This window comes from Nocardia wallacei (genome assembly GCF_014466955.1).
Classification (GTDB): Bacteria; Actinomycetota; Actinomycetes; order Mycobacteriales; family Mycobacteriaceae; genus Nocardia; species Nocardia wallacei.
Genome location: NZ_AP023396.1, coordinates 1,440,982 through 1,466,247, shown reverse-complemented (window position 1 = coordinate 1,466,247; position 25,266 = coordinate 1,440,982). Strand labels below are relative to the sequence as shown.

Genomic DNA, 25,266 nt, shown 5'->3' with positions numbered 1-25,266 from the left:
GCCGAGGCCGATGCCGGGGAACTCGGCACGAAAGTCGTCCGAGGTGCCACCTCCAAACTCTCTGGTTCGGGTGTCAGATCGCTCTGTCAGCAACGCTATTACGACAGCGTTCCGACCGCCAGTGTTCACACGAATTTCAAAGCTTCAAGCAGCACATGTCACCAACACGCCACGTACCGCCACGCCGATCCGGGCGAGTGTCCGGACCGCCTCGGCGGCCGTGGCACCGGTCGTCAAGACGTCGTCCACGAGCACCACCTCGGCATTCAGCACGCGCAGGGCGGCGGGCAACGCCCGGCCGACGGCGGTGACACGGTCGCGCAGATTGTGTCGCCGGTCCTCGCGGCTCAGGCCGACCGAATCACGCACGCCGCGCCGTGTAGCGAGCACGGGCGCGCATCGGCAATCCGGCAGCCAACTCGCGGCCACCCGGACGGTCCGGGCCACCGGATCGCCACCGCGCCGCCGCGCGGCCGCCCGCCGGCTCGGCGCGGGCACGAGCACCAGCGGCCGGTCGCGGGCGCGCAACCCGTCCAGCCCCCGCGCCACGGCCAGCCCCAACGGCGCGGCCAAGTCGCGGCGGCCGTACTCCTTGGCCGCCAGCACCGCGCGCCGCGCCGGCCCGGTATACGGGCCGAGCGCCCAGCACGGCACCCCGGGGTCGGTACGCGGCCGCACCCGGACCGGCGGCCCGGCCAGGCTCGCGGCGCAGTCGTCGCACCAGAGCGTCCCGAGCTTCGCACATCCGCCGCACGCGCGCGGCAGAATCAGGTCCAACGGCATCGGCCCAGTGTGCCCGCGCCCACCGACAAACTTCTATGCGGAACTTGTTGTCACACGGTTGCTTTCGACATCCTGCGACAATCCGGCAAAGCCTAACCGGGCAGGACGGGAACGGCGCTGGCGCCGAGCCCTTGGACCTCGCGCCAGAAGCGCTCCGCGCGGGGTCCCTCGGACTGTAGTTGCATCACCGCACGCTGGTCGACCACGTACTGGATTTCGGGCGACGCGCTCACCACCCGAATCGGATAGGTCAGGTTCTGGCTCGTCAGCGGAGTCGGTTGCGAGCCATCGATGAACGCGGTCTCGACCGGCTCGGTGGTGCTGTCTCGCCCGATCAGGAGGTTGTCACCGCCGAGCCAGTCCAGCGAGACCGCGGACGTGCCGAGGCTGACGGCGACCGGCGACGGCGAGGCCAGGGAGTACTTGCCGCCGGGCTGCGGCACCACCACGGCCACGAATACCCGGCCACCGGCGATGAGCGCCGCCCTGGCACCGGTCCGGGAGATTCGCAATTCGGTGATCGGCAGCCGCAGCGGAGGATCGGACAGGGAAGGCGGCGGCGCGAACAAAGCGGACGTGTCGACGTCCTGTACCGATACGGTGCCGGTACTGCGGTCGTGCACAGCGCGGATCACGCGTTCGCCGTCCTGGACGGCCCACGCCGAACTTCCGTCGACCGTCCAGGACGGGCGGGTGAAGGAATTGCCCTCCGCGACCGGGAAGACATTGCCGTCATAGTTGCCGATCACCAGCGTCTTGGCGGGCTGGGGGGCGGGTCGGCCGGTATCCGCCACGGCCGCGACGAATTGCCCGTCCTGCGACAACCCGACCGACTGCAGATTACGTGCCTCACCGAAGTAGCCCGGCGTCGGCTCGAACCCGTTGTCGAGTACCTTGACCAAGGAACCGTCGCGGACCGCGTGTAAGCCGATCTTGTTGTGCGCGTTGGCGTTCGGACTGTAGGCACTGACATCCGCGACCTGCCAACCGGTGACGGCGAATCGCTCGTCGAGGGGTTTGCCGTCACCCAGCAGGAAATACGGCCCGAGAACGCCGGCGCCGGACAATGTCGAAACCACCTGCGCGGCCAGCAATTCCCTGTTGTGCTGATCCAGGCCGGACGCACCGGTGAAGTCGATCTGGACACCGCCCAGGCCGATACCCACGCCCTCGGTGTCCCCGTTGGGCTTGACGGGCGGCCCGTGCACGGACACCGGCCCGGACAGCACATTGCGCACCGCCGGCGCCAATGCCGCTCGCGGCCCCTCGGCCAACAGCTTCAGCAGCCACTGCGTGAGCTGATCCTTGCGGATCGCGTTCCAGCGCAGATCGGGCACCATCGAGGTCCCGGCCGCATTGGAGAAGTAGAGCGAATACCGCTCGTACATCTTGTCGAACGCGTTGCTGTCGATCACCACGCCCAGGTCGGACGACAGCTCGCTGATCCGCCACTCACCATCGACCCGGGTCATTTCGATCGGAGTCTCGAAAGTCATGTCGGAGGCGTGATAGGACCCGTCGGCGTCCAGCTCACCGATCTTGTGCGCCCGAATCTGATAGGTCGCGGCGTCGGCGGTCCTCGACAGCCGCAGCGTGTCGGGTTTCTCGACGATCACCGTTCGGGCGGCGTCGTCCCAGCCCTGGGCGGCCTGCGGCGTCAGATACTGCCGGGCGGTCTGGTGGTGGTTGGCCGGATCCGCTGTAGCCTGCAGGAAATCGCGCACCAACAGGTCCGGATCGCGACCGGCGGCCGGGGACAACGAGGTCTGCGACGGAGTTTGGCGATCCAAGGTGCCCAGCGCCTGCGGGGCCGAGTTGTCCGGCAGATTCGCGCACCCCGACGATGCCAGCACGCCTGCCAGCGCGACGGCGAGCACCGCGCGGACCCAGCGACCGGGGTGATCGGAGGGCCGCCGCGGTGCGGGCCTTCGTGGCGGGGCGAACCGGTCGCTCATCGTTTCGGGTCTCCGGTGTCGTCGAATACAGGGTCGGCGGACGATCCGGCACCGTTCCCGGAGCCGACCGAGGGGCCCGTGTTCTCCGCTACCGCCGGATCGTCCTGGGGCACAGTTTCTTCCGATTCCGCCCTGCCTTCCGACTCCGCCCTGCCTTCCGATTCCGCCCTGCCTTCCGACTCCGCGCTGCCTGCCGATTCCGCGCTGCCGTCCGATGCGGGTCGGTCGTCCTCGGCGGCGCTGCCCGGCGCCGCACCGCCCGGCGACTCCGCCGCACTCGAATCTTCTTGCGACGCAGGCAATTCCACCAGCCTGCGCTTGGGCGGTTCCAGCGACAGCGGGCTGTTGCCCAGTTTGCGCCCGCGTACCAGTGGCAGCGTGAGCCGGAAGCTGGCGCCCTGCCCCGGCTCGCCCCATGCCTCCAGCCGGCCGTCGTGCAGATTGGCGTCCTCCACGCTGATCGACAGGCCCAGCCCGGTGCCGCCGGAGCGGCGCATGCGCGAGGGGTCCGAGCGCCAGAACCGGTTGAACACCAGCTTCTCCTCGCCCGGCCGCAGGCCCACGCCCTGGTCGCGGACCACGATACCGACCGAGTTGGCCTCGACGTCGCCGCGCATCCGGATCAGCACCGGCTTGCCCTCGCTGTGATCGATGGCGTTGGCGAGCAGGTTGCGCAACACGCGCTCGACGCGTCGCGGATCCACCTCGGCCACCAGCGGGTCCTCCGGCAGATCGACCACCAGCTCCACGCCGGTCTCCTTGGCCAGATGCCGCACGGTGGAGATGGCCGCCCGCGCGCACATCCGCACGTCCAGCGACTCCACCTGCAGCTCGGCGACGCCCGCGTCGTGGCGGCTGATCTCCAGCAGGTCGTTGAGCAGGCCCTCGAACCGGTCCAGCTCGGTGACCAGCAGTTCGGCGCTGCGGGCCAGCGCGGGATCCAGTTCGTCGCTGGAACCGTGGATCAGATCGGCGGCCATGCGCACGGTGGTCAGCGGGGTGCGCAGTTCGTGGCTGACGTCGGAGGTGAACCGGCGTTGCAGATTACCGAACTCCTCGAGCTGGGTGATCTGGTTGGACAGGCTCTCGGCCATCTCGTTGAACGACATGGCCAGCCGGGCCATGTCGTCCTCGCCCCGGACCAGCATCCGCTCCTTGAGCCGACCGTCGGCGAAGCGGCTGGCGATGCGCGCGGCCGAACGGATCGGCAGCACCACCTGCCTGGTCACCAGGGCCGTGATCGCGGCCAGCAGGACCAGGAGCACGAGGCCGCCGATCAGCATGGTGCCGGTCATCAGGTCTCGGCTGCGGTGCTCGTTGGTGAGCGGGAAGATCAGGTAGATCTCGAGTGTGGGTACCTCGAGACTGGGGCTGCCGATGATGAGCGCCGGGCCGCGATAGCGCTCGGAATCCGACACCGTCGTGAACTGGTAGCTGACCTGGTTCTGCTGGACGAACCGGCGCAGTTCGGCCGGCACGTCCTGGATCGGGCCCGCCGGAATCTCCTGCTGGCCGTCGCCGACCATCACCAGCGCCGCCTCGTAACCGCCCGCCGCGCCGACCGATTGCGAACTGCTCCCCGAGGTCAGCACGCGCAGCGCGTCCTGCAGCCGAATCGCCTGACTGCTCGAATCGTTCGCGACGGTCAGCTGGGCCTCGACGGTATTGCGGGCCCGGCCCATCTCCTCGAGCCCCGCGTTCTGCTTGGCCTGCAGCAACCGGTCGGTGATCTGGCTGGTCAGTACGACACCGAGGATCGTGATCACGATCAGCGACAGGGTGAGCGTGGACACGACGACGCGCAACTGCAGCGAGCGCCGCCACACATGGCCCAGTGCTTCTCCGACGGATTTGGATCGGTCCACCAGAGCTGCCAGCAACCGCTGAACGCGGTCTCTGGAGCCATCGATCACGGTGGTCCGGCCTTGTAGCCGACACCCCGCACGGTCAGCACGATCTCGGGATTCTCCGGGTCCTTCTCGACCTTGGCGCGCAGCCGCTGCACGTGCACGTTGACCAGGCGGGTGTCGGCGGCGTGCCGGTAACCCCAGACCTGTTCGAGCAGCACCTCACGGGTGAAGACCTGGCGTGGTTTGCGAGCCAGGGCCACCAGCAGATCGAATTCCAGCGGGGTCAGCGAGATCTGCTGACCGGCGCGCGTGACCTTGTGGGCCGGAACGTCGATGACGATGTCCGCGATCGACAGCAGCTCCGCCGGTTCCTCCTCGGTGCGGCGCAGGCGAGCCCGCACCCGGGCGACGAGTTCCTTCGGCTTGAACGGCTTGACGATGTAATCGTCGGCCCCCGATTCCAGGCCCAGCACGACGTCGACCGTGTCGGTCTTCGCCGTCAGCATCACGATCGGCACGCCGGAATCGGCGCGCAGCACGCGGCACACGTCGATGCCGTTCATGCCGGGCAGCATCAGATCGAGCAGCACCAGGTCGGGGCGTAGCTCCCTGACCGCGGTGAGCGCCTGCGTGCCGTCGCCGACGACGTGAGGGTCGAAACCCTCGCCGCGCAAGACGATCGTGAGCATCTCCGCGAGCGCCATATCGTCGTCGACGACCAGAATCTTCGGCTTCATAACTACTATGTTGTCATCTCTCCGGCTCGGAACGGGCAACCACGCCAACACTGGTACATTACCGACGCACATCCAACCCTATCGGGCAACCATTTCCGAGAGGCGCGCGGCGAGTGTTGCCGGATCGTCATGGGGCGCATGGACCCACCAGGGTCCGTGCCACTGCGATTCGGCCAGCACACGATAAACCGCCGCCGTGCGTTCCTGCAGTCCTTTGTCGCGTTCGTAGGCATCCAGGTCGCGGGTGTGGTCGAGTTCGCCACGGCGGCGGGCACGTTCGGCGGCCACCTCGATCGGCACGTCCAGCAGTATCTGCACATCGGGCACCGGCAATTCGAACCGGCCGAATTCCAATTCCGCTACCCAGGAAGCGATTTCGCCGTCCGCGGACTGGCCGGTCCGCGCGGCGTTGTAGGCGGCATTCGACGCGACGTAGCGATCGAGCAGCACGATGTCGTTGTCGGCCAGCGACTTCGACAGTTCGTCGCGGGCGTCGGCGCGATCGAGTGCGAACAGCAGGGCCATCGCGTTGACCGAGGCGGCCACGTCGCCGTGCCGCCCACGCAGCGCCTCGGCCGCGAGGTCGGCATGCACCGACCGCCCGTAGCGCGGGAACGCCAGGGCGCCCACCCGCACCCCGCGCTCCCGCAGCCCCTCGGCGACCGCCCCGATCAACGTGCGCTTGCCGGCCCCGTCCAGACCTTCCACCGCAACCAACGCACCCATGGGATGCAGGTTAGACCCTCACGATTTCAGTAGCGGTAGTGGTCGGGCTTGTAGGGTCCCTCCACGTCCACGCCGATGTACTCGGCCTGATCCTTGGTCAGCTTGGTGAGCGTCCCGCCGAGTGCCTCGACGTGGATGCGGGCCACCTTCTCGTCCAGGTGCTTGGGCAGCCGGTACACCTCGTTGTCGTACTCCTCCGGCTTGGTCCACAGCTCGATCTGGGCGATGACCTGGTTGGAGAAGCTGTTGGACATCACGAACGACGGGTGGCCGGTGGCGTTGCCCAGGTTCAGCAGGCGACCCTCGGACAGCACGATGATGGACTTGCCGGTTTCCTTGAAGGTCCACAGATCGACCTGCGGCTTGATGGTGAGCCGCTCGGCGCCGGAACGCTCCAGCGCGGCCATGTCGATCTCGTTGTCGAAGTGGCCGATATTGCCCAGGATGGCCTGGTCCTTCATCGCCTTCATGTGGTCGAGGGTGATGATGTCCTTGTTGCCGGTGGAGGTGACCACGATGTCGGCCGAGGCGATGGCCTGCTCGACGGTGACGACGTCGTAGCCGTCCATCAGCGCCTGCAGCGCGTTGATCGGGTCGATCTCGGTGACCTGCACGCGCGCGCCCTGGCCCGCCAGCGACTCCGCGCAGCCCTTGCCGACGTCGCCGTAGCCGCAGATCAGCACCTTCTTGCCACCGATCAGCACATCGGTGCCGCGGTTGATGCCGTCGATGAGCGAGTGCCGGGTGCCGTACTTGTTGTCGAACTTGGACTTGGTGACCGAGTCGTTGACGTTGATCGCCGGGAACGACAGTTCACCGGCGGCCGCGAACTGGTAGAGCCGCAGTACGCCCGTGGTGGTCTCCTCGGTGACGCCCCGGACGCTCTCGGCGATCGCGGTCCACTTGCCCTTGTCGGTCTCGAACCGCTCGCGCAGCAGATTCAGGAAGACCGTGAACTCGGCGGAGTGGTCCTCGTCCGGCGGCGGCACCACACCGGCCTTCTCGTACTGGGCGCCGCGCAGCACCAGCATGGTGGCGTCGCCGCCGTCGTCGAGGATCATGTTGGCGGGCTCACCCGGCCAGGTCAGCATCTGCTCGGCGGCCCACCAGTACTCCTCCAGGCTCTCACCCTTCCACGCGAAGACCGGTGTGCCCTTGGGCTCGTCGACGGTCCCGTGCGGGCCGACCACCACGGCCGCGGCGGCGTGGTCCTGGGTGGAGAAGATGTTGCAGGACGCCCAGCGCACCTGCGCGCCCAGGTCGACCAGCGTCTCGATCAGCACCGCCGTCTGCACGGTCATGTGCAGCGATCCCGAAATCCGCGCCCCCTTCAGCGGCTGTACCTCCGCGTACTCGCGCCGCAACGCCATCAGGCCCGGCATCTCGTGTTCCGCCAGCCGAATTTCCTTGCGGCCGAACTCGGCCAAGGACAGGTCCGCCACCTTGTAATCGATCCCGTTGCGGTGGTCGGCAGTCATCTTGCTGCTCACTGCGGTCGTCATCTGCCTCTCCTGGTCGGCGTGTACTCAGGAAAGGCTAGCCGCTTCCATGCGTACGCGATACGCAAGGGAGGTCCGAGGTGGTCGCGGCCGGGCGAGACAGCTTGCCGGACGCGCGATTCGCACGCCCGGCGGCGCTGTCTCGTCGTATCGAACGGCCCGCGACTACGCGGGGGCGGGCCCGCCGTGGGCGGCCAGGATGCGGCCGCGTTTGCGCGGGGCGATATTGGCGCGGCTGATGTCGCCGTCGTAGTGGGCGAGCACGCGCGGGTCCATCACGTGGCGCCACAACGGAGGGATCGCCGCGAGCAGGATCATCGAGGCGTAGCCCGCCGGAAGTTGCGGCGCCTCTCGCGAACTGCGCAGGGTCTGGTAACGGCGGCCGGGGTTGGCGTGGTGGTCGCTGTGCCGCTGCAGGTGGAACAGGAAGATGTTGGTCACCAGGCGGTCGGAGTTCCAGCTGTCGGCGGGCGAGCAGCGCGCCCACATGCCGTTGGGCCGCTTGGCGCGCATCAGCCCGTAGTGCTCGACATAGTTCACCGTCTCCAGCAGTCCGGCCGCCAGCACCGCCTGCAGCAGCAGGTACGGCAGCATCTTCGGGCCGAAGGCGAGCAGCAGCGCGCCGTAGAGCACCACCGTCATCGACCACGCCTGCAGGATGTTGTTGTGCACGCTCCACCAGCCCAGGTTCCGGCGCCGCAGCCGGTCGCGCTCGAGCCGGATTCCGGAGCGGAAACCACCGATCACGCTGCGCGGCAAGAACTCCCACAGCGACTCGCCCAGGCGGCCGCTGGCCGGATCCTCCGGCGTCGCGACCCGGGCGTGGTGGCCCTTGTTGTGCTCGACGTAGAAGTGCCCGTATCCGGACTGCGCCAGCGCGATCTTCGCCAGCCACCGCTCCAGGCGCTCGACCCGATGCCCGAGTTCGTGCGCGGCGTTGATGCCGATGCCGCTCATGAAACCCAGCGTCGCGGCCAGGCCGAGCTTGTCGACGACCCGCAGCTCGTCGTTGGCCCACATGTAGGCGGCCACGAACAGGCCGATCAGCTGGATGGGCAGGAACAGATAGGTGCACCACCGGTAGTACCGATCGTTGGACAGCCGTTCGTAGTCCTCGTCGTGGGGATTGTTCCCGTCCTCGCCCACGACCCAGTCCAGCACCGGGATGACGATCAGCACGATGATCGGACCCAGCCACCAGAACACGGGAGACCCGGTGTGCAACACCAGTTGTGAGGGCAATAACGCACAGCTGGGAGCCACCAATCCGAGCACCCACAGGTACCGTTTCGGATCAGGCGAACCCGAGCGTTTGCCGACCGTTTGCACTTTCGCCCCGCTAAAGAAGACCCTGGAACTGTTGCTTGTAAATACGTACGCCGATCACTACTGTTACACCTCACCAAGGCCGGGAAGAGTGGCCACTGTTACATACCTCGCAGCACTTTCTTAAGTCTTCTCTCAGGTGATGTCCGTCACCGCACATCGCAGGCAAACGCCAGGAGTGTTCGCACACCCCCGCGGCGACCCGCGCGTCGCCGACTGCTCGCGACAGCCGGAAACCCTGCCAGCCGACGGCGAGAATCCACAATAGGGGTTTGCGGTAATTGTTATACAACACAACACGTTTCAAGCCCAGCGGACCGAGTCAGCGCCGCCACACATAGCGCACCTGCGGGCGCCCCGCCCGGCCGTAGTCGCTGCGCCGGTCCACCACCCCGTCCTCGGCCAGCCGCTCCAGATAGCGCCAGGCCGTCACCCGCGAGACCCCTACCGCGCGGCCCGTTTCCGTGGCCGACAGGCCGTCGCTCGCCGCGCGGACCGCACGCGACACCTCCGCCAGGGTGTGCGGCGCGACGCCCTTGGGCGCCGTGGTCTTCGGGTAGGCGGTGCGCAGGGCGCTGAACGCCCGGTCGATGTCGTGCTGGGTGACGGTGGCCGCCCCGGCCGCCAGCGCGGCGCGATACTCCAGATAGCGATCCAGCTTCTCCCGGAACGCCGCGAACGTGAACGGCTTCAGCAGATACAGCGCGACGCCGTGCGCGACGGCGGCACGAACCACCTCGAGATCGCGGGCCGAGGTGATCGCGATGACGTCGGGCCGCGGGCGCAGCCGGGCCAGCGCCGCGGCCACCTCCAGGCCGCCGATGTCGGGCAGGCCGATGTCCAGCAGCACCAGGTCGATCGGCGCACCCGATCCGGCCGCCCGGGACGCCGCGCGCAGCGCCTCCCGGCCGGTTCCGGCGACGCCCGCGACCGTGAAACCCGCCAGTCGCTCCAGATAAGCACGATGGGCGGCGGCGATCTGCGGCTCGTCCTCGACGATCAGGACCCGGACGGTCATCGCGGAATCCGCACCACGACCGCCGACTCCGCGGCCCGCTCGGCGCGCAGGGTGCCGCCGTGCCGCGCCACCAGCCGCCGCACCAACGCCAGGCCGAGGCCCTGGTGGTCGGTCTTGGTCGAGTAGCCGCGTTCCATGGCTCGGGCGAACACCTCCTCGGACATGCCGGGCCCGCTGTCCGCGATGCGCAGGTAGAGCCCGTCCTCCTCGTGCCGCACGGTCACCTCCACCCAGGCGTCGGGGGTCTGGGCGACCGCGTCGAGGGCATTGTCGATCAGATTGCCCACCAGGGTCACCATTTCCTGCGCGGTCAGCGGGGCCGCGGTATCGAGCACCGTATCCTGTGCGACGGTCAGCTCCACACCGCGCTCGAGGGCCTGGTCGACCTTGCCGAGCAGCAGCGCCACCAGGGCGGGTTCGCCCACCGCGCCGGTCAACCGGTCGATCAGGGCCTGCGACAACCGCAGCTCGGCCGTGGCGAACTCGACGGCCTCCCGGTAGCGGCCCAGCTCGACCATGGTGACGACGGTGTGCAACCGGTTGGCGGCCTCGTGCGCCTGCGAACGCAGCGAATCAGCCAGCCCCCGAACGGAATTCAGCTCCCCCATCATGTCGCGCAGCTCGGTGTGGTCACGCACGGTGAGCACCGTGCCCAGCGGCCGGCCCGACCAGCGCACGACGTCCTGGTTCACCACCAGGACACGCTCGGCGGTCACGTGCATCTCGTCGCGCACCACCTGAAGATCCATGCGGCGCAACGAGATCGGCAGATCGGCGCGGCGGACCGGCCCGTCTGGCAGCTCCAGCAGCAACCGCGCCTGATCGTTGACGACCGCGGCCGTCTCCGCATCCCGATCGAACACCACCAGTCCCTCGTGGATCGAATGCAGCACGGCGTCGTGATGCTCGTAGAGGCTGCGCAACTCGGCCGGCGCCAGACCGTGGGTCTGGCGCAGCAATCGACGCCGCAGCAGCAGCGAGCCCAGCACCGCCAGCAGCAGGCCCGCGCCCGCGGCCCCGACGATCAGCGGCAACTGCTGCCGGACCTGGTCGCCGATGCGCGCCCGCGTCACGCCCGCGGCGACCAGCGCGACGATACGGCCGTCGGCGTGTACCGGAGTCACCGCGCGAATGGAGGGGCCCAGGGTACCGGTATAGGTCTCGGTGAACGTCTGTCCCGCGAGCGCCCGATCGATGTTGCCGCTGAACGGCTTTCCGATCCGATCCGGTTCGGTGTGGGTGTAGCGGGTGCGGTCGGGCGCCATCACGACGATGAAATCCACGCCGGTCTCGAGCCGGATCCGCTCGGTCACCGGTTGCAGCCGCGCGGTCGGATCCGGGGCTTCCAGCGCGGCCGCGGTCGAGGGCGCCCGCGCGAGCGCGACCGCGATGCCGGTGACCCGCCGCGCGGTCGCCTCGTCCTGATCGCGCCGCAACTCCCACACCGTCAGCGCCACCCCGACCGCGACGACGGCCACCAGGACGACCAGCTGTACGAGGAAGACCTGGCCCGCCAGCGTCATCCCGCGCGGGTCGCGACGTTTCACCAGCACCTCCCGGTGAACGAAATGTACGAAATAGTGACCTCGATCACGGTAGCCGCCACGATGGTCGGCAGGACGCGGAGCCCGGCGCACCGCACCGCCCGCGTCCGGCCCGGGAGCGGCGATCCCGCGCGGGCGATCGAGGGACACCGCAGTACCGGAGGAAACACAACCCATGTCGGAACAGACGACGCGGCCGCAGCGACGCGACCGCACCCACTGGCTCTATCTCGCCGTCATCGTGGCGGTGGTGGCCGGCGTATTCGTCGGCTGGCTGGCGCCCGGGTTCGGTAAGTCGGTGGGCGAGCTGGGCACCATGTTCGTCAACTTGATCAAGATGATGATCTCGCCGGTCATCTTCTGCACCATCGTGCTGGGCATCGGCTCGGTGCGCGCGGCGTCGCGGGTGGGCAAGGTCGGCGGCCTCGCGATCGGGTACTTCCTGGTGATGTCGACCATCGCGCTGGCGATCGGGCTGGTGGTCGGCAATCTGCTGGAACCCGGCAGCGGGCTGAATATCGCGAGTCACGCGACGGATGCCGCCAAGTACGCGAAGCAGGCCGAGGGTGCGGGCGGTACGTGGCAGTTCCTGGAAAGCATCATCCCGACCTCGCTGCTGTCGGCGCTGACCGCGGGCAGCGTGCTGCAGACGCTGTTCGTGGCGCTGCTGGTCGGCTTCGGCATCCAGGCCATGGGCCGCACCGGCGAGCCGATCCTGCACGCGGTCGGGCTGATTCAGCGGTTGGTGTTCCGGATCCTGACGATGATCCTGTGGCTGGCGCCGATCGGCGCGTTCGGCGCGATCGCCAATGTGGTGGCCTCGACGGGGCTGGCGGCGGTGCAGCAGCTGGCGCTGCTGATGGTCGCGTTCTACCTGACCTGTGTGGTGTTCGTATTCGGCGTGCTGGGCGTGTTGATGAGGGCCACGTCCGGCGTGTCGATCTTCAAGCTGGTCCGGTATCTGGCGCGGGAGTATCTGCTCATCGTGTCCACCTCGTCGTCGGAATCGGCGCTGCCGCGGCTGATCGCGAAGATGGAGCACATGGGGGTGGAACGGACCACCGTCGGCATCGTGGTGCCGACCGGATACTCGTTCAACCTCGACGGCACCGCGATCTACCTGACGATGGCGACGCTGTTCATCGCCGACGCGATGGGCAAGCCACTGTCGTGGGCCGAGCAACTGGGCCTGCTGGTGTTCATGATCGTGGCGTCCAAGGGCGCGGCCGGCGTGACCGGCGCGGGCCTGGCGACCCTGGCCGGTGGACTACAGAGTCACCGGCCCGAACTGCTGGACGGCGTCGGATTGATCGTCGGCATCGACCGATTCATGTCGGAGGCGCGGGCGGTCACCAACTTCTCCGGCAACGCCGTCGCGACCGTACTGATCGGCACCTGGACCAAGACCGTCGACGCCGAACGGATGCGCTCGGTGCTGAACCGGGAAGTGCCGTTCGACGAGACCAGCATGGTCGACGACCACCCCGTGGACACCCCTCGAGAAACCAGAGACCTGGTCCCGGCCTAACCCGCCTAGTTCCCGGGCCGGGACCAGCGCGCCGGCGTACTCCACTTCCCCTGGTGCGAGTGCGCCGGCGCTTCCACACCGCCACCCCATCCCCGAAGCCCCAGTCAGCGCAGGATCAGATCCGTGTCCGACGGGAGGGCGCCGACCGGCCACCAGCGCAGGTCGGTGGACTCCGAACTCTTCACCGGCACAGCGCCTTTCGGCGCCTTGATCTTGAACACCAGGTCGAGGTGGCGGGTGGGCACGCCCAGCGAGCAGGTGATCGGGTGGGCCTGGACGCCGTAGAGCCCGGGCTCGAGCGACAGGTCGGCGATGCCCGATTCCTCGGTGGCCTCGCGCAGGGCCGCGGCGGGCACGGTGGCGTCGAATTCCTCGCAGTGCCCGCCGAGTTGGATCCACAACCCCACCCGCGGATGCAGGGTCAGCAGCACCTCCCGCTCGTCGTGCGAGAACACCATGGCCGAGGCGGTGATATGCCCCGGCGCGTGCTCGCGCAGGCAGCCACGCGGCGACGCGCCCAGGAACGCCAGCATCGCCTGGCGCAGCGACTGCTCGACTCCGGTTGGCGGAGACCAGGTTTCGAGCAGGTCGGTGGCCGACTCGTGCAGCGATTCCGCGCTCATCGATTCCTTCCGGAGTTCACAGTTCGATCAATCCCGTCCCCGGCTCGCGGGGCGCGCGCGGGGTCAGCTCCTCGGTCGGATATCCGATCGCGATGCCGCCCAACGGCTTCCAGTCCGGTTCCAGCCCCAGCACCTCGCGGGTGATCTCGGGCGCGAAGATAGTGGACCCGATCCAGCAACTGCCGACGCCCGCGGTCGCCAGGGCGACCAGCAGGCCCTGCACGGCCGCGCCGACCGCCACGGTGAACATGGTGGACTCGGCCGCGCTGCGGCGCTCGTCCGGATAGTCGTGCGCGCCGTCGGGCACGCAGAACGGGATGATCACCTCGGGCGCGTCGAACAGGATGCGGCCGCGGGCGATCCGGCGCTCCACTCGGTCCGGTGGCAGCCCGTCCGCGGTCAGGTCGGCCCGCCACTTGTCGGCCATCGCCGTGAGCAGCCGTTCGCGTACGCCGTCCCGGCGCAGCCACACGAACCGGACGGGCCGGGTGTGGTGCGGTGCGGGCGCCGTGAGCGCCACACCTACCGCGGACCGGATCAGCTCGGGATCGACCGGGGTGTCGGAGAACTGCCGCACCGAGCGCCGCAATAGCACCGCTTCCGCGCGACCGCGCTCGAGCGCCTCGGCGCTGCCCAGCCAGAACAGGTCCTCGTCCCCGCGTCGCACCAGCGCCGCCGCGGTGGAGCCGTCGTCGGAGGTGGTCCACCCACGCACCACCGCGACCGGGACGCCGCCCAGCTTCCCCTTCACCAGATCGGCGGCCGCGGCCAGCTCGTCGGCGACCGCGACCTGGGTGACGTGGAGTTCGTTGCCCTGTCCGTCGATCGCGCCGGCGTAGTCGTGCACCACCCGCAACCCGGCCGCGCCGATCGCGGCATCGGTCTGCCCGATCCGCCACGCGCGGCCCATGGTGTCGGTGATCACCACCGCGACGTCCACGCCGAGGCGGGCGGCCAGCGCGGCCCGCAGCGCCTTGGCGCTGCCGTCGGGATCGGTGGGCAGCAGCACCAATTCGCCCTGTTCGACGTTGGACCCGTCGATGCCGGAGGCGGCCTGCACGATGCCGAGCTTGTTCTCGGTGATCAGCGTGCGGCCCTTCTGCGCCAGCACGCGCACCGCCTCCTCGCGGACCAGCTTGCGCCGCAGCGTGTCCCGCTCCTCCGGGTCCAGCGGCGCGGCCACCACCCGGCCCTCCACCTTGGCGACGATCTTGCTGGTGACCACCAGCACGTCACCGTCGCGCAGCCAGGGCGCCTGCGCCGCAAGGTGTTCGGCGAGATCGTCGCCGGGGCGGAACTCCGGCAGGCCGGTCACCGGAATGATCCGCAGCTCGCCGCCGGGCGCGTGATCGGTCACCCGCGAGGCGTTCACGGCTTCACCCCCGCGATATCCAATGCCGCACGCACCATTTCGGCGGTGGCGGCGGGATCGGTCATCAACAGTGGCACGCTGCGCACCTCCACGCCCGGGACCTCGGCGGTATCGCTCGAATGCACCAGCCAGCCGTCGAGAATGCCGGTGTCGGACCGGGCCCCGTAGTGCCGGCCGACCGCCTCGGCCGAGGTCTCCACGCCGATCACGGACAGGCACTCGTCGGCCATGCCGCGCAACGGTTTTCCATCGATCACCGGCGACAACCCGATGACCCGCGCGCGCGTGGTGCGCAGCGCGCCGCGAATGCCGGGCACCGCGAGGATGGCACCGATGCTCACCACGGGGTTCGAGGGGGCCAGCAGCACCACGTCGGCGGCGGCTATGATTTCCGTCACATTAGGGGCCGGCTTGGCCTGATCCGCCCCGATTGTGACGAATCCATGGGTCTCGACGCTCGCGCGATAGCGTACCCACCACTCCTGGAAATGAATCGCGCGACGTTCGCCAGGCTTCTCCGCATCGCTGATGACAACATGCGTTTCACACCTGTCGTCGGTTGCCGGCACGAGTTTCACACCGGGCTGCCACCGATTGCAGAGCGCTTCGGTGACCGCCGAGAGCGGGTACCCGGCACGCAACATTTCACTGCGAACCAGATGTGTGGCGATATCCCGATCGCCGAGCCCGAACCAATCCGGCTGGGCCCGGTATTTCGCCAGCTCCTCCTTCGCGTGCCAGGTTTCCCCGCGCCGGCCCCAGCCACGCTCGGGATCTATGCCGTCACCGAGGGTATACATGCAGGTGTCCAGGTCGGGACAGATCCGCAGCCCGTGCATCCAGACGTCGTCGCCGACATTGACGATGGCCGAAACATCGGCCTCCGGCAGCAGTTCGCGCACGCCCAGCAGGAAGCGCGCGCCACCGACTCCGCCGACCAGCACGGCAATGCGCGGTCCGGTTCCGGGCGCGATGTCCGCTTGTTCTCCAGTCACATCCGCACAGCCTATGCGGTGCCCGGAACGGCATGCTTCCGAGCACATTTGCTGGTCATTTGCTACTCGGCGGTCACCGGAGTGCGCCGAAGGCGGTGGCGGATAGTAACGGAATTGTGTCGGCAGCTTGACCATCGCCGCGTCCGGCGTGTCTAATCACAGACATGTCATTCCGGGTCGGCGCGAGAGTTCAAGGCGCTGACCGTTTTTCGAACACCCGTTCGCACCGGGATGACGCGCTCGGGGATGTCCGCGGGACAACGTCGCGGTGTTGGGCCGTCGGTGGGCAGATCGGTTCCGACGGATAATCATTCTGCGCTAACACACAGTGAGGAGGCGGAGCGATGGCCGAGGACGTGGCCCCGTCGGGCAATCCGGGCGGTGTATCGCAAACCGATTCCACAGCAGGCGCAGCACCTGGCGCCTGCACTGCAAGCCGGAACGACGAACGAGAGGGGGGAGCCACGGTGACTGCCGGGGAGGGCTCGGAAATCCGAGCGCAGCAGGGAGGCCAGTGGGCACGGACGCAGCAAGCGCCCGAACCACCGAAACTGAGCCTCATCGTCACCGACTTCGATGCGATGTTCGACAGCATCGAGGAGCAGTGGCAAGAGCGGGCCCTGTGCGCCCAGACGGATCCGGAGGCGTTCTTCCCCGAGAAGGGCGGCTCGACGCGGGAGGCGAAGCGGATCTGCATGGGCTGCGAGGTCCGCGACGAGTGCCTGGAGTACGCACTCGCGCACGACGAGCGCTTCGGCATCTGGGGCGGTCTCTCCGAGCGGGAGCGCCGTCGCCTCAAGCGCGGCATCAGCTGAACTCGGGGGTCAGGGAAACGCCTTGGCCCCCAAGTTTTTTCACTTCCCTGAAGGTCAGTCCTCCTCCGGATCGATGACGTCCGGGTCGACACCCAGATACGTCGCGATCTGCTGGACGAGGACCTCACGGAGGAGATCCACCAGGTCGTCGGGGTCGCCCGCGCGCAACTCCAGTGGCTTGCGGAACAGGACGACGCGGGCCCGGGTCGCGGCGCCGTGCCGGTCCACACCGGCCGGGATCAGGCGCGACAGCGGCACCGGGCCGTCGGCCACCACCTCGTCCGGCCAGGTCACCGAGTCCGGGTGCAGCGGGCGGATCTTCGGCACGTCGTCGACCGCGATGTCCAGCTTGGTGAGCCGGTCGTGCCACCGGCTGTCCAGCGGCGCGAACGCCTCCAGCACCAGCCGGTCGAACTGCTGCCCCCGGGTGCGCCACGCGGGCACGGTCGGTGGCAGCATGGGCCCCCGCACCCCACGCCCACGACGGATCACCGACCGCGCCGTGGGCGGCCGCTTGCGTGAACGGGTCATGCGTCGAATCTAGTACTCCGGGGATTCGGGCCCGAAACCCAGTGAACCCGGCCGCATCCTCGCGTGTCTCGCCGCACGACGGCGCGCGGAGAGTTACTCTCCTTGGCGTGATTCCCATGCGTCGTTGCTGCCGACCCGGCTGCAAGAACCCGGCCGTCGCGACGCTCACCTATGTGTACTCGGACTCGACGGCCGTCGTCGGACCCCTGGCCACCGTCGCCGAACCGCACTCCTGGGATCTCTGCGACACCCACGCCTCGCGGATCACCGCCCCCAAGGGCTGGGACATGGTCCGCCACGAGGGCGGCTTCTCCGCCCCGGACGAGGACGACCTGACCGCCCTGGCCGAGGCCGTCCGGGAAGCCGGAATGCGCCGCAGGGCCCCGGAGCCGGACAACCGCGGCTACGCCGACAATCCCCCCGCTCCCCCGCGGCCCACCCGCCCCGGGCGCCCGGCGCGCACAGGCCGTCGCGGGCATCTGCGCGTCCTGCCCGACCCGCCCAGCTGAGCCGCCACCCGCGCCGCGGGACCGTCGTGCACGGCGACCCTTAGCGACCGTCGTGCCCCCGCATCGTTCGTGTGAGGCGGGTTCCGAGGGCCGTCTGTCTGTTCGCCTACGGCGAAGTAGGGGTGTTCTCGGAACACCCACAGGCGTACCGAATACGTTCCACACCGTCGGCCTACTAGGGTGTTCCCCATGACAGTCGCCCGGTCTGCCGAGTCCGTGAAAGCAGTTGTCAAGGCCTACGACGTGCGCGGTGTGGTCGGAGAGCAGATCGACGCGGACTTCGTCCGGGACGTGGGCGCCTCCTTCGCCCGGCTGATGCGCGGCGAGAACGCGACGCGGGTCGTCGTGGGGCACGACATGCGCGAGTCGTCGCCGGGGCTGGCCGCGGCCTTCGCCGACGGGGTGCTGGCGCAGGGCCTCGACATCGTGCACATCGGTCTCGCCTCCACCGACGAGTTGTACTTCGCCTCCGGCCATCTGGGCTGTCCGGGCGCCATGTTCACCGCCAGCCACAACCCCGCCCGCTACAACGGCATCAAGCTGTGCCGGGCCAACGCACTCCCCGTCGGCCAGGACACCGGCCTGGCCACCATCGCCGCGGAACTGACCGACGGCGTGCCCGGCTACGACGGCGCCCCCGGTGCCGCGACCGAACAGAATCTGCTCGACGGCTACGCCGAATTCCTGCGCGGGCTGGTCGATCTGAGCGGCATCCGGCCGCTGAAGGTCGCGGTCGACGCGGGCAACGGGATGGGCGGCTACACCGTTCCCGCAGTGCTCGGCCCTGTCTCGCAGCTGACCGTCGCGCCGCTGTACTTCGAGCTGGACGGCACCTTCCCCAATCACGAGGCCAACCCGCTGGATCCGAAGAACCTGGTCGACCTTCAGCGCTTCGTGCGCGAGACCGGCGCCGACATCGGGCTGGCTTTCGACGGCGACGCCGACCGCTGCTTCGTGGTGGACGAGCGCGGCGAGCCGGTCTCCCCCTCGGCGGTGACCGCGCTGGTGGCCGAGCGCGAACTGGCCAAGGAGCCCGGCGCCACCATCATCCACAACCTCATCACCTCGCGGACCGTGCCCGAACTGGTGACCGAGCTGGGCGGCACTCCCGTGCGCACCCGCGTCGGGCACTCGTTCATCAAGCAGCAGATGGCCGCCACGGGCGCCATTTTCGGCGGTGAGCACTCCGCGCACTACTACTTCCGGGACTTCTGGGGTGCCGACTCGGGCATGCTGGCGGCGCTGCACGTGCTGGCGGCTCTCGGCGAGAAGGACGGGTCGGGCGGCGCGGCGACGATGTCGGAGCTGGCCTCGTCGTACGCGACCTATGCCGCCTCCGGCGAGATCAACTCCACCGTGGACGACGCGCAGGACCGCACCCGCGCGGTACTCGCGGCGTTCGAGGGAAGGGCCCGATCGGTCGACCGGATGGACGGCGTCACCGTGACGCTGCCCGAGGACGCCTGGTTCAACCTGCGCGCCTCCAACACCGAACCGCTGTTGCGGCTCAACGTCGAGGCCCGATCTCAGGAGGAAGTAGACGCACTCGTGACCGAGATCCTGAGCATCGTCCGCGGCTGACTGGAATAGTGGAATCACAAGGCGCGAATTCGTTCGCAGTGGAAGCTTCACCCGGGCGCTCACCCGGCCTGGTGACCCGATTGAGGGGAGGTGGCAACGCCCGATGATCGCAGGGACACCGGTACTCGACCTCGATGACGTCGCCTCGCTGGAGGCCGCCGACTCCGGAGGAACATTGCGTTCGGCGGCGTCGGCCGGCGCGCAGGTGCGCGCCACCGCGGCCGCCGTCGACGAGAACGTGCTCGCCCGGCTGAGCGGCATGAGTCCCCGTAGCGTGGTACTGGTCTCCGGCGCCGGGCGGGCCGACCGCGCGGCCATGCTGCTGGTCGCCGCGCTCGGTGACCGGGCCGGCGTGCCGATCGTGCCCGCCACGGCCATCCCGCAGTGGGTGGGTCCGCTGGACGCGGTCCTGGTGGCCGGGGACGACGCGGGCGACCCACGGCTGATCGAGGCCGTGGACCGCGCGCTGCGCCGCGGCGCCGAAGTGGTGGTGGCCGCACCCGACGAGGGCCCGATGCGGGCCGCGGCCGCCGGTCGCGCCGCGCTGCTGCCGCCCCGGGTGCGCGTGCTCGACCACAACCGGCTGCTGCGCTACCTGGCCGTCGGCGCCGCGGTACTGCGGGCCGTCGACCCCGTGCGGATCGGGCCGCTGACACCGGACCTGAACCAGCTCGCCGACGCGCTCGACGCCGAGGCGCTGCGCGACGGCCCGCAGAACGAGGTCTTCCACAATCCCGCCAAGGCCCTCGCCGCCCGCATGGTCGAGCGCCGGATCGTGCTGGCCGGTGACTCCCCCGCCGCGACCCAGGTGGCCGCGCACACCGCCGAGATACTGCTGCCGGCGGCGGGCCGGATCGCCGCGGCCACCGACCTGGCCGACGCCGTGGCCGCCAATACCCGCATGGTCGAGTCCGCCGGTGCGGCCGCACCGGGTTTCGATCCGCTGTTCCACGACGAGCAGCTCGACGGCCCCGCCCCGGTGGAGCGGGTGCGGGTGTTCGTGGTGAGTTCCGAGGTCGATCAGGTGGCGGCGCGGCGGCGGCTGGCGGTGTTCGGCGCGAGTTCCGGGCTCGTCGACGCCGATCTCGTGAACGCCGATTCCGAGCCACTGAGCGCCGAGACAGGCGCGCCGCGCGAGGCCGAGCGCCCGCCCGCGGTCGGCGGCAGCCAACTGGAAAGGCTTGCGGTGCTGGTACTTCGGCTGGAGATGGCGGCCGCATATCTGCGCCTGCTCGGCTCCCCGCCCGCCGTCGACCACCCCACGCGGTACGACGGGGGCCACTACTAGTGCACGAACTCGTTGGTGCGTTGCGTTCCTACGCCTGGGGTTCGCGCACCGCACTCGCTCAACTGTGCGGCCGACCGGTCCCGTCCGCGCATCCGGAGGCCGAACTCTGGTTCGGGGCCCACCCCGCCAACCCCGCCCAGTTGTCGGTCGACGGACGCACCAGATCGCTGCTGGACGTGGTGAGCGCCGATCCCCGTCGCGAATTGGGCGCGGCCGCACCGGCATTCGACGGACGGCTGCCCTTCCTGGTGAAGATACTCGCCGCCGAGGAGCCGCTGTCGCTGCAGGCCCACCCGAGCGCCGATCAGGCCCGCGCCGGTTTCGAGCGGGAGAACCGCACCCGGGTGCCGCTGGATTCGCCGATGCGCAACTACCGCGACGACAGCCACAAGCCCGAGCTGGTGGTGGCGCTGGAACGGTTCGAGGCGCTGGCCGGTTTCCGCGATCCGCGCCGCACCGTGGCACTGCTGCGGGCGCTGGCGGTGCCCGAGCTGGTCAACTACGCCGAACTGCTGGCCGCGCAACCGGATTCGGCCGGGCTGCGGACGCTGTTCACCACTTGGATCACGCTGCCGCAGGCGTTGCTCGAACGTCTGCTGCCACAGGTGCTCGACGGCTGCGTGCGCTACCTGTCCGACAAGAACTCCACCGACAACGGCGAGACGTCTCCCGGCAAGGAGTTCGTGGCCGAGGCCCGCACCACGCTGGAGCTGGCGGAGGCATACCCGGGTGACGCCGGGGTGCTGGCGGCGCTGCTGCTGAACCGCATCACCCTCGAACCCGGCCAGGGATTGTTCATGGCGGCCGGTAATCTGCACGCCTATCTGCGCGGCGTCGGGGTCGAGATCATGGCCAGTTCAGACAATGTGCTGCGCGGCGGGTTCACGCCCAAGCACGTCGATGTCCCGGAGCTGCTGCGGGTGCTCGACTTCGAGCCGCTGGAGTTGCCGATCGTGGAACCCGAGCCGGTGGGCGATCCGCTCGGCGAGTCCGTCTCGTTCCGGTATCGCACGCCCGCACCGGAATTCGCGCTGCGCCGTTTCGAGTTGGCGGCCGACGCCGAGCCGACGCCGGTGCCGCGCACCGGACCGGGCATCATGTTGTGCACGGCCGGGACCGTCCGGCTGCTGCAGGGCGCGGACGAATTGCGGATCACCCCCGGCGGCGCGGCCTGGATCTCGGCGGCCGACGCGGAGGTCCGCGCGCAGGCGATCGACGGTGCGGCACAGCTGTTCTGCGCGTGTGTCGGCGGCGAGTGACCGTATCGTCGGCACGGCGGGCATGCCGGTGCCGGACGGGTAAGTTGTTTCCGACGAATCGGGCACGCCCAGTGTCCCGGGATGACCGCCCGACGCGGGCGTGACGCAACGACGAAAGGACCGAGCTGCACCATGTCTGCCGGTGGTGGTAAGAAGGCGATCCTCGCGGCGCTGACCGCGAATCTCGGTATCGCGATCGCGAAGTTCGTCGGTGCGGCGATCACGGGCTCGGCGTCGATGCTGGCCGAAGGGGTGCACTCGGTGGCCGACACCGGCAACCAGGGACTGCTGCTCCTGGGGCAGAAGCGCGCCGAGCAGGAGGCCGATGCGCTGCATCCGTTCGGTTACGGGCGCAACCGCTACTTCTACTCGTTCGTCGTGGCACTGGTGCTGTTCTCGCTCGGCTCGATGTTCTCCATCTACGAGGGCATCCACAAGGTGCAGCATCCCGAGGAGCTGACCTCGCCGCTCGTCGCGGTCACCATTCTGGTCATCGCGATCGGGCTGGAGACCTACAGCTTCATCACCGCCATGCGGGAATCGGCGCCGCTGCGCGCCGGAGCGAGCTGGTGGCGGTTCATCCGCAATTCGCGGAGCCCGGAGTTGCCGGTGGTGCTGCTCGAGGACACCGGCGCGCTGGTCGGTCTGGCCTTCGCGCTGGTTGCCGTGCTGCTGACGATGGTGACCGGCGAGCCGATCTGGGACGGCATCGGCACCCTCGGCATCGGCGTGCTGCTCGGTGTCATCGCGATCGTGCTGATCGTGGAGATGAAGAGCCTGCTCATCGGTGAGGGCGCGACCCCGGACCAGGACCGCGAGATCCGCGCGAACCTGGTCGACGGCACCCGCATCGACCGCGTCATCCACCTGCGCACCGAGTACCTGGGCCCCGACGAGATGCTGGTGGCCGCAAAGGTTTCCATCGTGCCGGGTCTCGAGATCACCGACATAGCCCAGGCGATCGACGACGCGGAGTCCCGGGTCCGCGCGGCCGTCCCCCTCGCCCGCGTCATGTACATCGAGCCGGACCTCTACCGCACCCAGCCCGCCTGACCGCCCGGCAGGCGACCCGAGCCGCCAGCTCGGCGAGCGCGCGACAGACCAGCCGAGCCAGCAGGTCAGCGGAGGGACGGCGGGTAGCCGAGCCTGTGCCTCGGCGGGCGGGGCAGGGCGATCGAGAGTGGGTCAGTGGGTGTGCGGTGATTCGTTGCGCAGCAGCGTGAGTGGGTCGGTGGTGATGCCGAATCGGTCGCGCAGGGCGTGGCCTACGGCGTGCAGGCCGCACATGCCGTGTACGCCGGGGCCGGGTGGGGTGGCCGAGGAGCAGAAGTAGACGCCGGGCAGGGGGGTGCCGTACGGATTCCAGCGCGGGGTGGGGCGCAGCACGGTCTGGCGCAGATTCATGGCGCCCGCGGCGATGTCCCCGCCGACGTAATTGGCGTTGTAGGCGGGCATGGCCGCGGCGGTGCGCACGTGCCGGTCCAGGATCAGGTCGCGGAAACCCGGTGCGAAGCGCTCGATCTGGGCGATGATCTCGGCGCTCACGTCGCGGGTGGAGCCGTTGGGCACGTGCGCATAGGCGTAGAGCGTGTGGCCGCCCGCCGGGGCGCGCGAATCGTCCACCACGCCGGGCTGGATCGCCAGCACGAACGGGCGCTCGGCGTATTCGCCCGCGGCGACGGCCTTTTCGGCCGCGACGGATTCGGCGCGGGTGCCGGCCAGGTGCAGCGTGCCCGCGCGGTCGCAGCCCTCGGCCTGCCACGGCACCGGGCCCGACAGCGCGAAGTCGACCTTGCAGGCCGCACCGCCGTAGCGGAATTTCCGCAGCCGCCGCGCGTATCGGGGCGGCAGCCGGTCGTCGGCCAGGCGCAGTAGTTCGGTGGGTGCGGTGTCGAGCAGAACCGCTCGCGCACCGCCGAATTCGGCCAGCGAGTCGACCCGATGCCCGGTGACGATGCGCCCGCCGTGCCGCTCGACATCGGCCGCCAGCGCGTCGACGATGGCCTGACTGCCGCCGCGCGGCACCGGCCACCCGCTGCCGGCGTGGGCCAGGCTCGCCAACAGCAACGCCACGCCCGTGGCCGAGAAAGCCCGCGGCGGAATGATGGCGTGCGCGCTCACGCCGGTGAACATGGCCGGGGCGGCATCGTCGTGAAAGCGCAGATTCCACAGCGGCGTCGCCTGTTCGAGCAGGCGACGCGCGAACCGCACCCCCGTGGCCACATCCAGCGGCGGGTGCCGCAGATCCGACATCGCCAGATCGACCAGGCTCGCCCAATCCCGTACCAGCGGGCCGAACAACCGCCGCCACGCCGCGCCGTCGCGCCCGAGACTCTCGACCGTGCGGTCCAGGTCGCGCCACGCCACACCCGCGACGCCGCCGTCCAGCGGGTGCGCGTAGGACGCCTCGGGAGTCAGCAGTTCCACCCCGTGCGCGGCGAGATCGAAGGCGCGCAGGAACGGCGACGCCCAGGCCAGCGGGTGCGCGCCCGCGCAGACGTCGTGCCGGTAACCGGGCCGGGTGAGTTCGGCCGTCCGGCAGCCGCCGCCCACGGTGTCGGCCGCCTCGTGGACCTCCACCTCGAGCCCGGCTCGCGCCAGAAGCACCGCAGCAGCAAGCCCGTTGGGCCCCGACCCGACCACGACCGCATCCGCCATGATCTCCACTGTAGGCGGAGGCTACGACGTGCCACGGCGAGCACCGGCGGGGTCAGCCGCGGGTCCAGTGCCGCACGAGAATGGCCAGGCGCTGGTCACGAAAGCCGGGCCGCAGCCGGCCGTCCCGTTCCAGGGTCGCCAGGCCGTGCAGCGCGCTCCAGGCCACCTCGGTGAAGGTCTCCACGTCGTCGTCACCCGCGAAGGGGCCGAAGACGGCGGCGAGTTCGCCGAAGGCGTCGCGCAGCGCCTGCGGGGCGTCCGCGCCGAACTTCAGATCCACCTCGAGCCCGAACATCGCGAGATACAGCGCGGGCCGCTGCCGAGCGAAATCCAGATAGCCCCGGGCCACCGCGGTCAGCGCCTGCTCCGGCGACGCGGCGGCCGTGCGCCACCGCCGGAACTCCACCGCCAGTTCGGCGATGCCCTGCTCGGCGACCGCGGCCACGATCGCGTCCTTGCCGGCGAAGTGGCTGTAGAGCACCGGCTGGCTGTATTCGATGGCGTCGGCCAGCCGCCGCACCGTCACCGCGTCCCAGCCCTGCGTCTCGGCTATCTCGCGAGCGGTGTCGATGATCAGCCGGTGTCGCTCGGCCCGCTGGCGCTCTTTTCGTGTCTGGGTGCCCATCGACCGAATTCTAGCACCGCTAGACAAGGTAGCCGCGCAAACAG

Annotated in this window: 22 protein-coding genes; 7 read left to right on the top strand and 15 right to left on the bottom strand. The window is 69.5% G+C overall.

Annotated elements, in window-relative coordinates; translation table 11 throughout:
- Positions 1–144: 144 nt before the first annotated feature.
- From NWFMUON74_RS06730 to NWFMUON74_RS06690, 9 genes are all read right to left on the bottom strand, one after another.
- A complete protein-coding gene (locus NWFMUON74_RS06730; RefSeq protein WP_187687102.1) occupies positions 145–783 on the bottom strand; it encodes a ComF family protein in 639 nt (212 codons plus the stop codon).
- A gap of 92 nt (positions 784–875) precedes the next feature.
- Positions 876–2,738: an MtrAB system accessory lipoprotein LpqB gene (gene lpqB, locus NWFMUON74_RS06725; RefSeq protein WP_187687101.1), complete on the bottom strand. Its 1,863-nt coding sequence runs from the start codon at positions 2,736–2,738 to the stop codon at positions 876–878.
- Positions 2,735–4,603, bottom strand: a complete 1,869-nt coding sequence (gene mtrB / locus NWFMUON74_RS06720) for an MtrAB system histidine kinase MtrB (RefSeq protein WP_232110883.1) — start codon at positions 4,601–4,603, stop codon at positions 2,735–2,737. The genes lpqB and mtrB overlap by 4 nt, the downstream gene beginning before the upstream one ends.
- 44 nt (positions 4,604–4,647) lie before the next feature.
- Positions 4,648–5,325, bottom strand: coding sequence for an MtrAB system response regulator MtrA (gene mtrA / locus NWFMUON74_RS06715; protein WP_036566684.1), 678 nt, complete (start codon positions 5,323–5,325; stop codon positions 4,648–4,650).
- A 78-nt stretch (positions 5,326–5,403) separates the two neighbouring features.
- Positions 5,404–6,051, bottom strand: coding sequence for a dTMP kinase (locus tag NWFMUON74_RS06710; protein WP_187687099.1), 648 nt, complete (start codon positions 6,049–6,051; stop codon positions 5,404–5,406).
- Positions 6,052–6,077: 26 nt separating this feature from the next.
- Positions 6,078–7,553 carry an adenosylhomocysteinase gene (gene ahcY / locus NWFMUON74_RS06705; RefSeq protein WP_187687098.1) on the bottom strand — a complete coding sequence of 492 codons (1,476 nt, stop codon included), beginning with the start codon at positions 7,551–7,553 and terminating at the stop codon, positions 6,078–6,080.
- 162 nt (positions 7,554–7,715) lie between these two features.
- Positions 7,716–8,825: an alkane 1-monooxygenase gene (locus NWFMUON74_RS06700; protein ID WP_232110882.1), complete on the bottom strand. Its 1,110-nt coding sequence runs from the start codon at positions 8,823–8,825 to the stop codon at positions 7,716–7,718.
- 373 nt (positions 8,826–9,198) lie between these two features.
- Positions 9,199–9,894 carry a response regulator gene (locus NWFMUON74_RS06695; protein WP_187687096.1) on the bottom strand — a complete coding sequence of 232 codons (696 nt, stop codon included), beginning with the start codon at positions 9,892–9,894 and terminating at the stop codon, positions 9,199–9,201.
- A complete protein-coding gene (locus tag NWFMUON74_RS06690) occupies positions 9,891–11,417 on the bottom strand; it encodes a sensor histidine kinase (protein WP_187688977.1) in 1,527 nt (508 codons plus the stop codon). Before NWFMUON74_RS06690 ends, NWFMUON74_RS06695 begins: the two co-directional genes overlap by 4 nt.
- A 196-nt stretch (positions 11,418–11,613) precedes the next feature.
- Here NWFMUON74_RS06690 and NWFMUON74_RS06685 point away from each other — a divergent pair, with 196 nt between their 5' ends.
- Entirely contained in the window at positions 11,614–12,966 is a 1,353-nt protein-coding gene (locus NWFMUON74_RS06685; protein ID WP_187687095.1) for a cation:dicarboxylate symporter family transporter, read from the top strand.
- Positions 12,967–13,070: 104 nt separating this feature from the next.
- Here NWFMUON74_RS06685 and NWFMUON74_RS06680 read toward each other — a convergent pair whose 3' ends face one another.
- The 3 genes from NWFMUON74_RS06680 to cofD are packed head-to-tail and all read right to left on the bottom strand — an operon-like array spanning position 13,071 to position 16,091.
- A complete protein-coding gene (locus NWFMUON74_RS06680; RefSeq protein ID WP_187687094.1) occupies positions 13,071–13,589 on the bottom strand; it encodes an NUDIX hydrolase in 519 nt (172 codons plus the stop codon).
- Between the two features lie 16 nt (positions 13,590–13,605).
- Positions 13,606–14,961: a coenzyme F420-0:L-glutamate ligase gene (locus NWFMUON74_RS06675; protein WP_187687093.1), complete on the bottom strand. Its 1,356-nt coding sequence runs from the start codon at positions 14,959–14,961 to the stop codon at positions 13,606–13,608.
- The gene (gene cofD / locus NWFMUON74_RS06670; protein ID WP_232110881.1) at positions 14,958–16,091 is read right to left on the bottom strand and encodes a 2-phospho-L-lactate transferase; all 1,134 of its coding nucleotides are present in this window, start codon (positions 16,089–16,091) and stop codon (positions 14,958–14,960) included. The genes NWFMUON74_RS06675 and cofD overlap by 4 nt, the downstream gene beginning before the upstream one ends.
- A 446-nt stretch (positions 16,092–16,537) precedes the next feature.
- Between cofD and NWFMUON74_RS06665 the strand changes: the two genes are divergently transcribed.
- A complete protein-coding gene (locus NWFMUON74_RS06665) occupies positions 16,538–16,771 on the top strand; it encodes a WhiB family transcriptional regulator (protein ID WP_024799873.1) in 234 nt (77 codons plus the stop codon).
- A gap of 54 nt (positions 16,772–16,825) precedes the next feature.
- Here NWFMUON74_RS06665 and NWFMUON74_RS06660 read toward each other — a convergent pair whose 3' ends face one another.
- Positions 16,826–17,302, bottom strand: a complete 477-nt coding sequence (locus NWFMUON74_RS06660; RefSeq protein WP_197986976.1) for a metallopeptidase family protein — start codon at positions 17,300–17,302, stop codon at positions 16,826–16,828.
- Between the two features lie 116 nt (positions 17,303–17,418).
- Between NWFMUON74_RS06660 and NWFMUON74_RS06655 the strand changes: the two genes are divergently transcribed.
- The 5 genes from NWFMUON74_RS06655 (at position 17,419) to NWFMUON74_RS06635 (ending at position 22,992) form a co-directional block, all read left to right on the top strand.
- Complete coding sequence (locus NWFMUON74_RS06655) at positions 17,419–17,811, top strand: DUF3499 domain-containing protein (protein ID WP_425300491.1); 393 nt, start codon at positions 17,419–17,421, stop codon at positions 17,809–17,811.
- A 189-nt stretch (positions 17,812–18,000) separates the two neighbouring features.
- Positions 18,001–19,392 (top strand): phosphomannomutase/phosphoglucomutase, encoded by a 1,392-nt coding sequence (locus tag NWFMUON74_RS06650; protein WP_187687091.1) that lies wholly within the window; start codon positions 18,001–18,003, stop codon positions 19,390–19,392.
- A 103-nt stretch (positions 19,393–19,495) separates the two neighbouring features.
- Entirely contained in the window at positions 19,496–20,680 is a 1,185-nt protein-coding gene (locus NWFMUON74_RS06645; protein WP_187687090.1) for a tobH protein, read from the top strand.
- The gene (gene manA, locus NWFMUON74_RS06640; protein ID WP_187687089.1) at positions 20,680–21,939 is read left to right on the top strand and encodes a mannose-6-phosphate isomerase, class I; all 1,260 of its coding nucleotides are present in this window, start codon (positions 20,680–20,682) and stop codon (positions 21,937–21,939) included. The genes NWFMUON74_RS06645 and manA overlap by 1 nt, the downstream gene beginning before the upstream one ends.
- A gap of 132 nt (positions 21,940–22,071) precedes the next feature.
- Positions 22,072–22,992, top strand: coding sequence for a cation diffusion facilitator family transporter (locus NWFMUON74_RS06635; RefSeq protein ID WP_187687088.1), 921 nt, complete (start codon positions 22,072–22,074; stop codon positions 22,990–22,992).
- A gap of 132 nt (positions 22,993–23,124) precedes the next feature.
- On the opposite strand, the gene NWFMUON74_RS06630 is transcribed toward NWFMUON74_RS06635, so the two are convergent.
- Both NWFMUON74_RS06630 and NWFMUON74_RS06625 read right to left on the bottom strand, forming a co-directional pair.
- Positions 23,125–24,597, bottom strand: a complete 1,473-nt coding sequence (locus tag NWFMUON74_RS06630; RefSeq protein WP_187687087.1) for a phytoene desaturase family protein — start codon at positions 24,595–24,597, stop codon at positions 23,125–23,127.
- Between the two features lie 52 nt (positions 24,598–24,649).
- The gene (locus NWFMUON74_RS06625) at positions 24,650–25,222 is read right to left on the bottom strand and encodes a TetR/AcrR family transcriptional regulator (RefSeq protein ID WP_187687086.1); all 573 of its coding nucleotides are present in this window, start codon (positions 25,220–25,222) and stop codon (positions 24,650–24,652) included.
- Between the last annotated feature and the right edge of the window lie 44 nt (positions 25,223–25,266).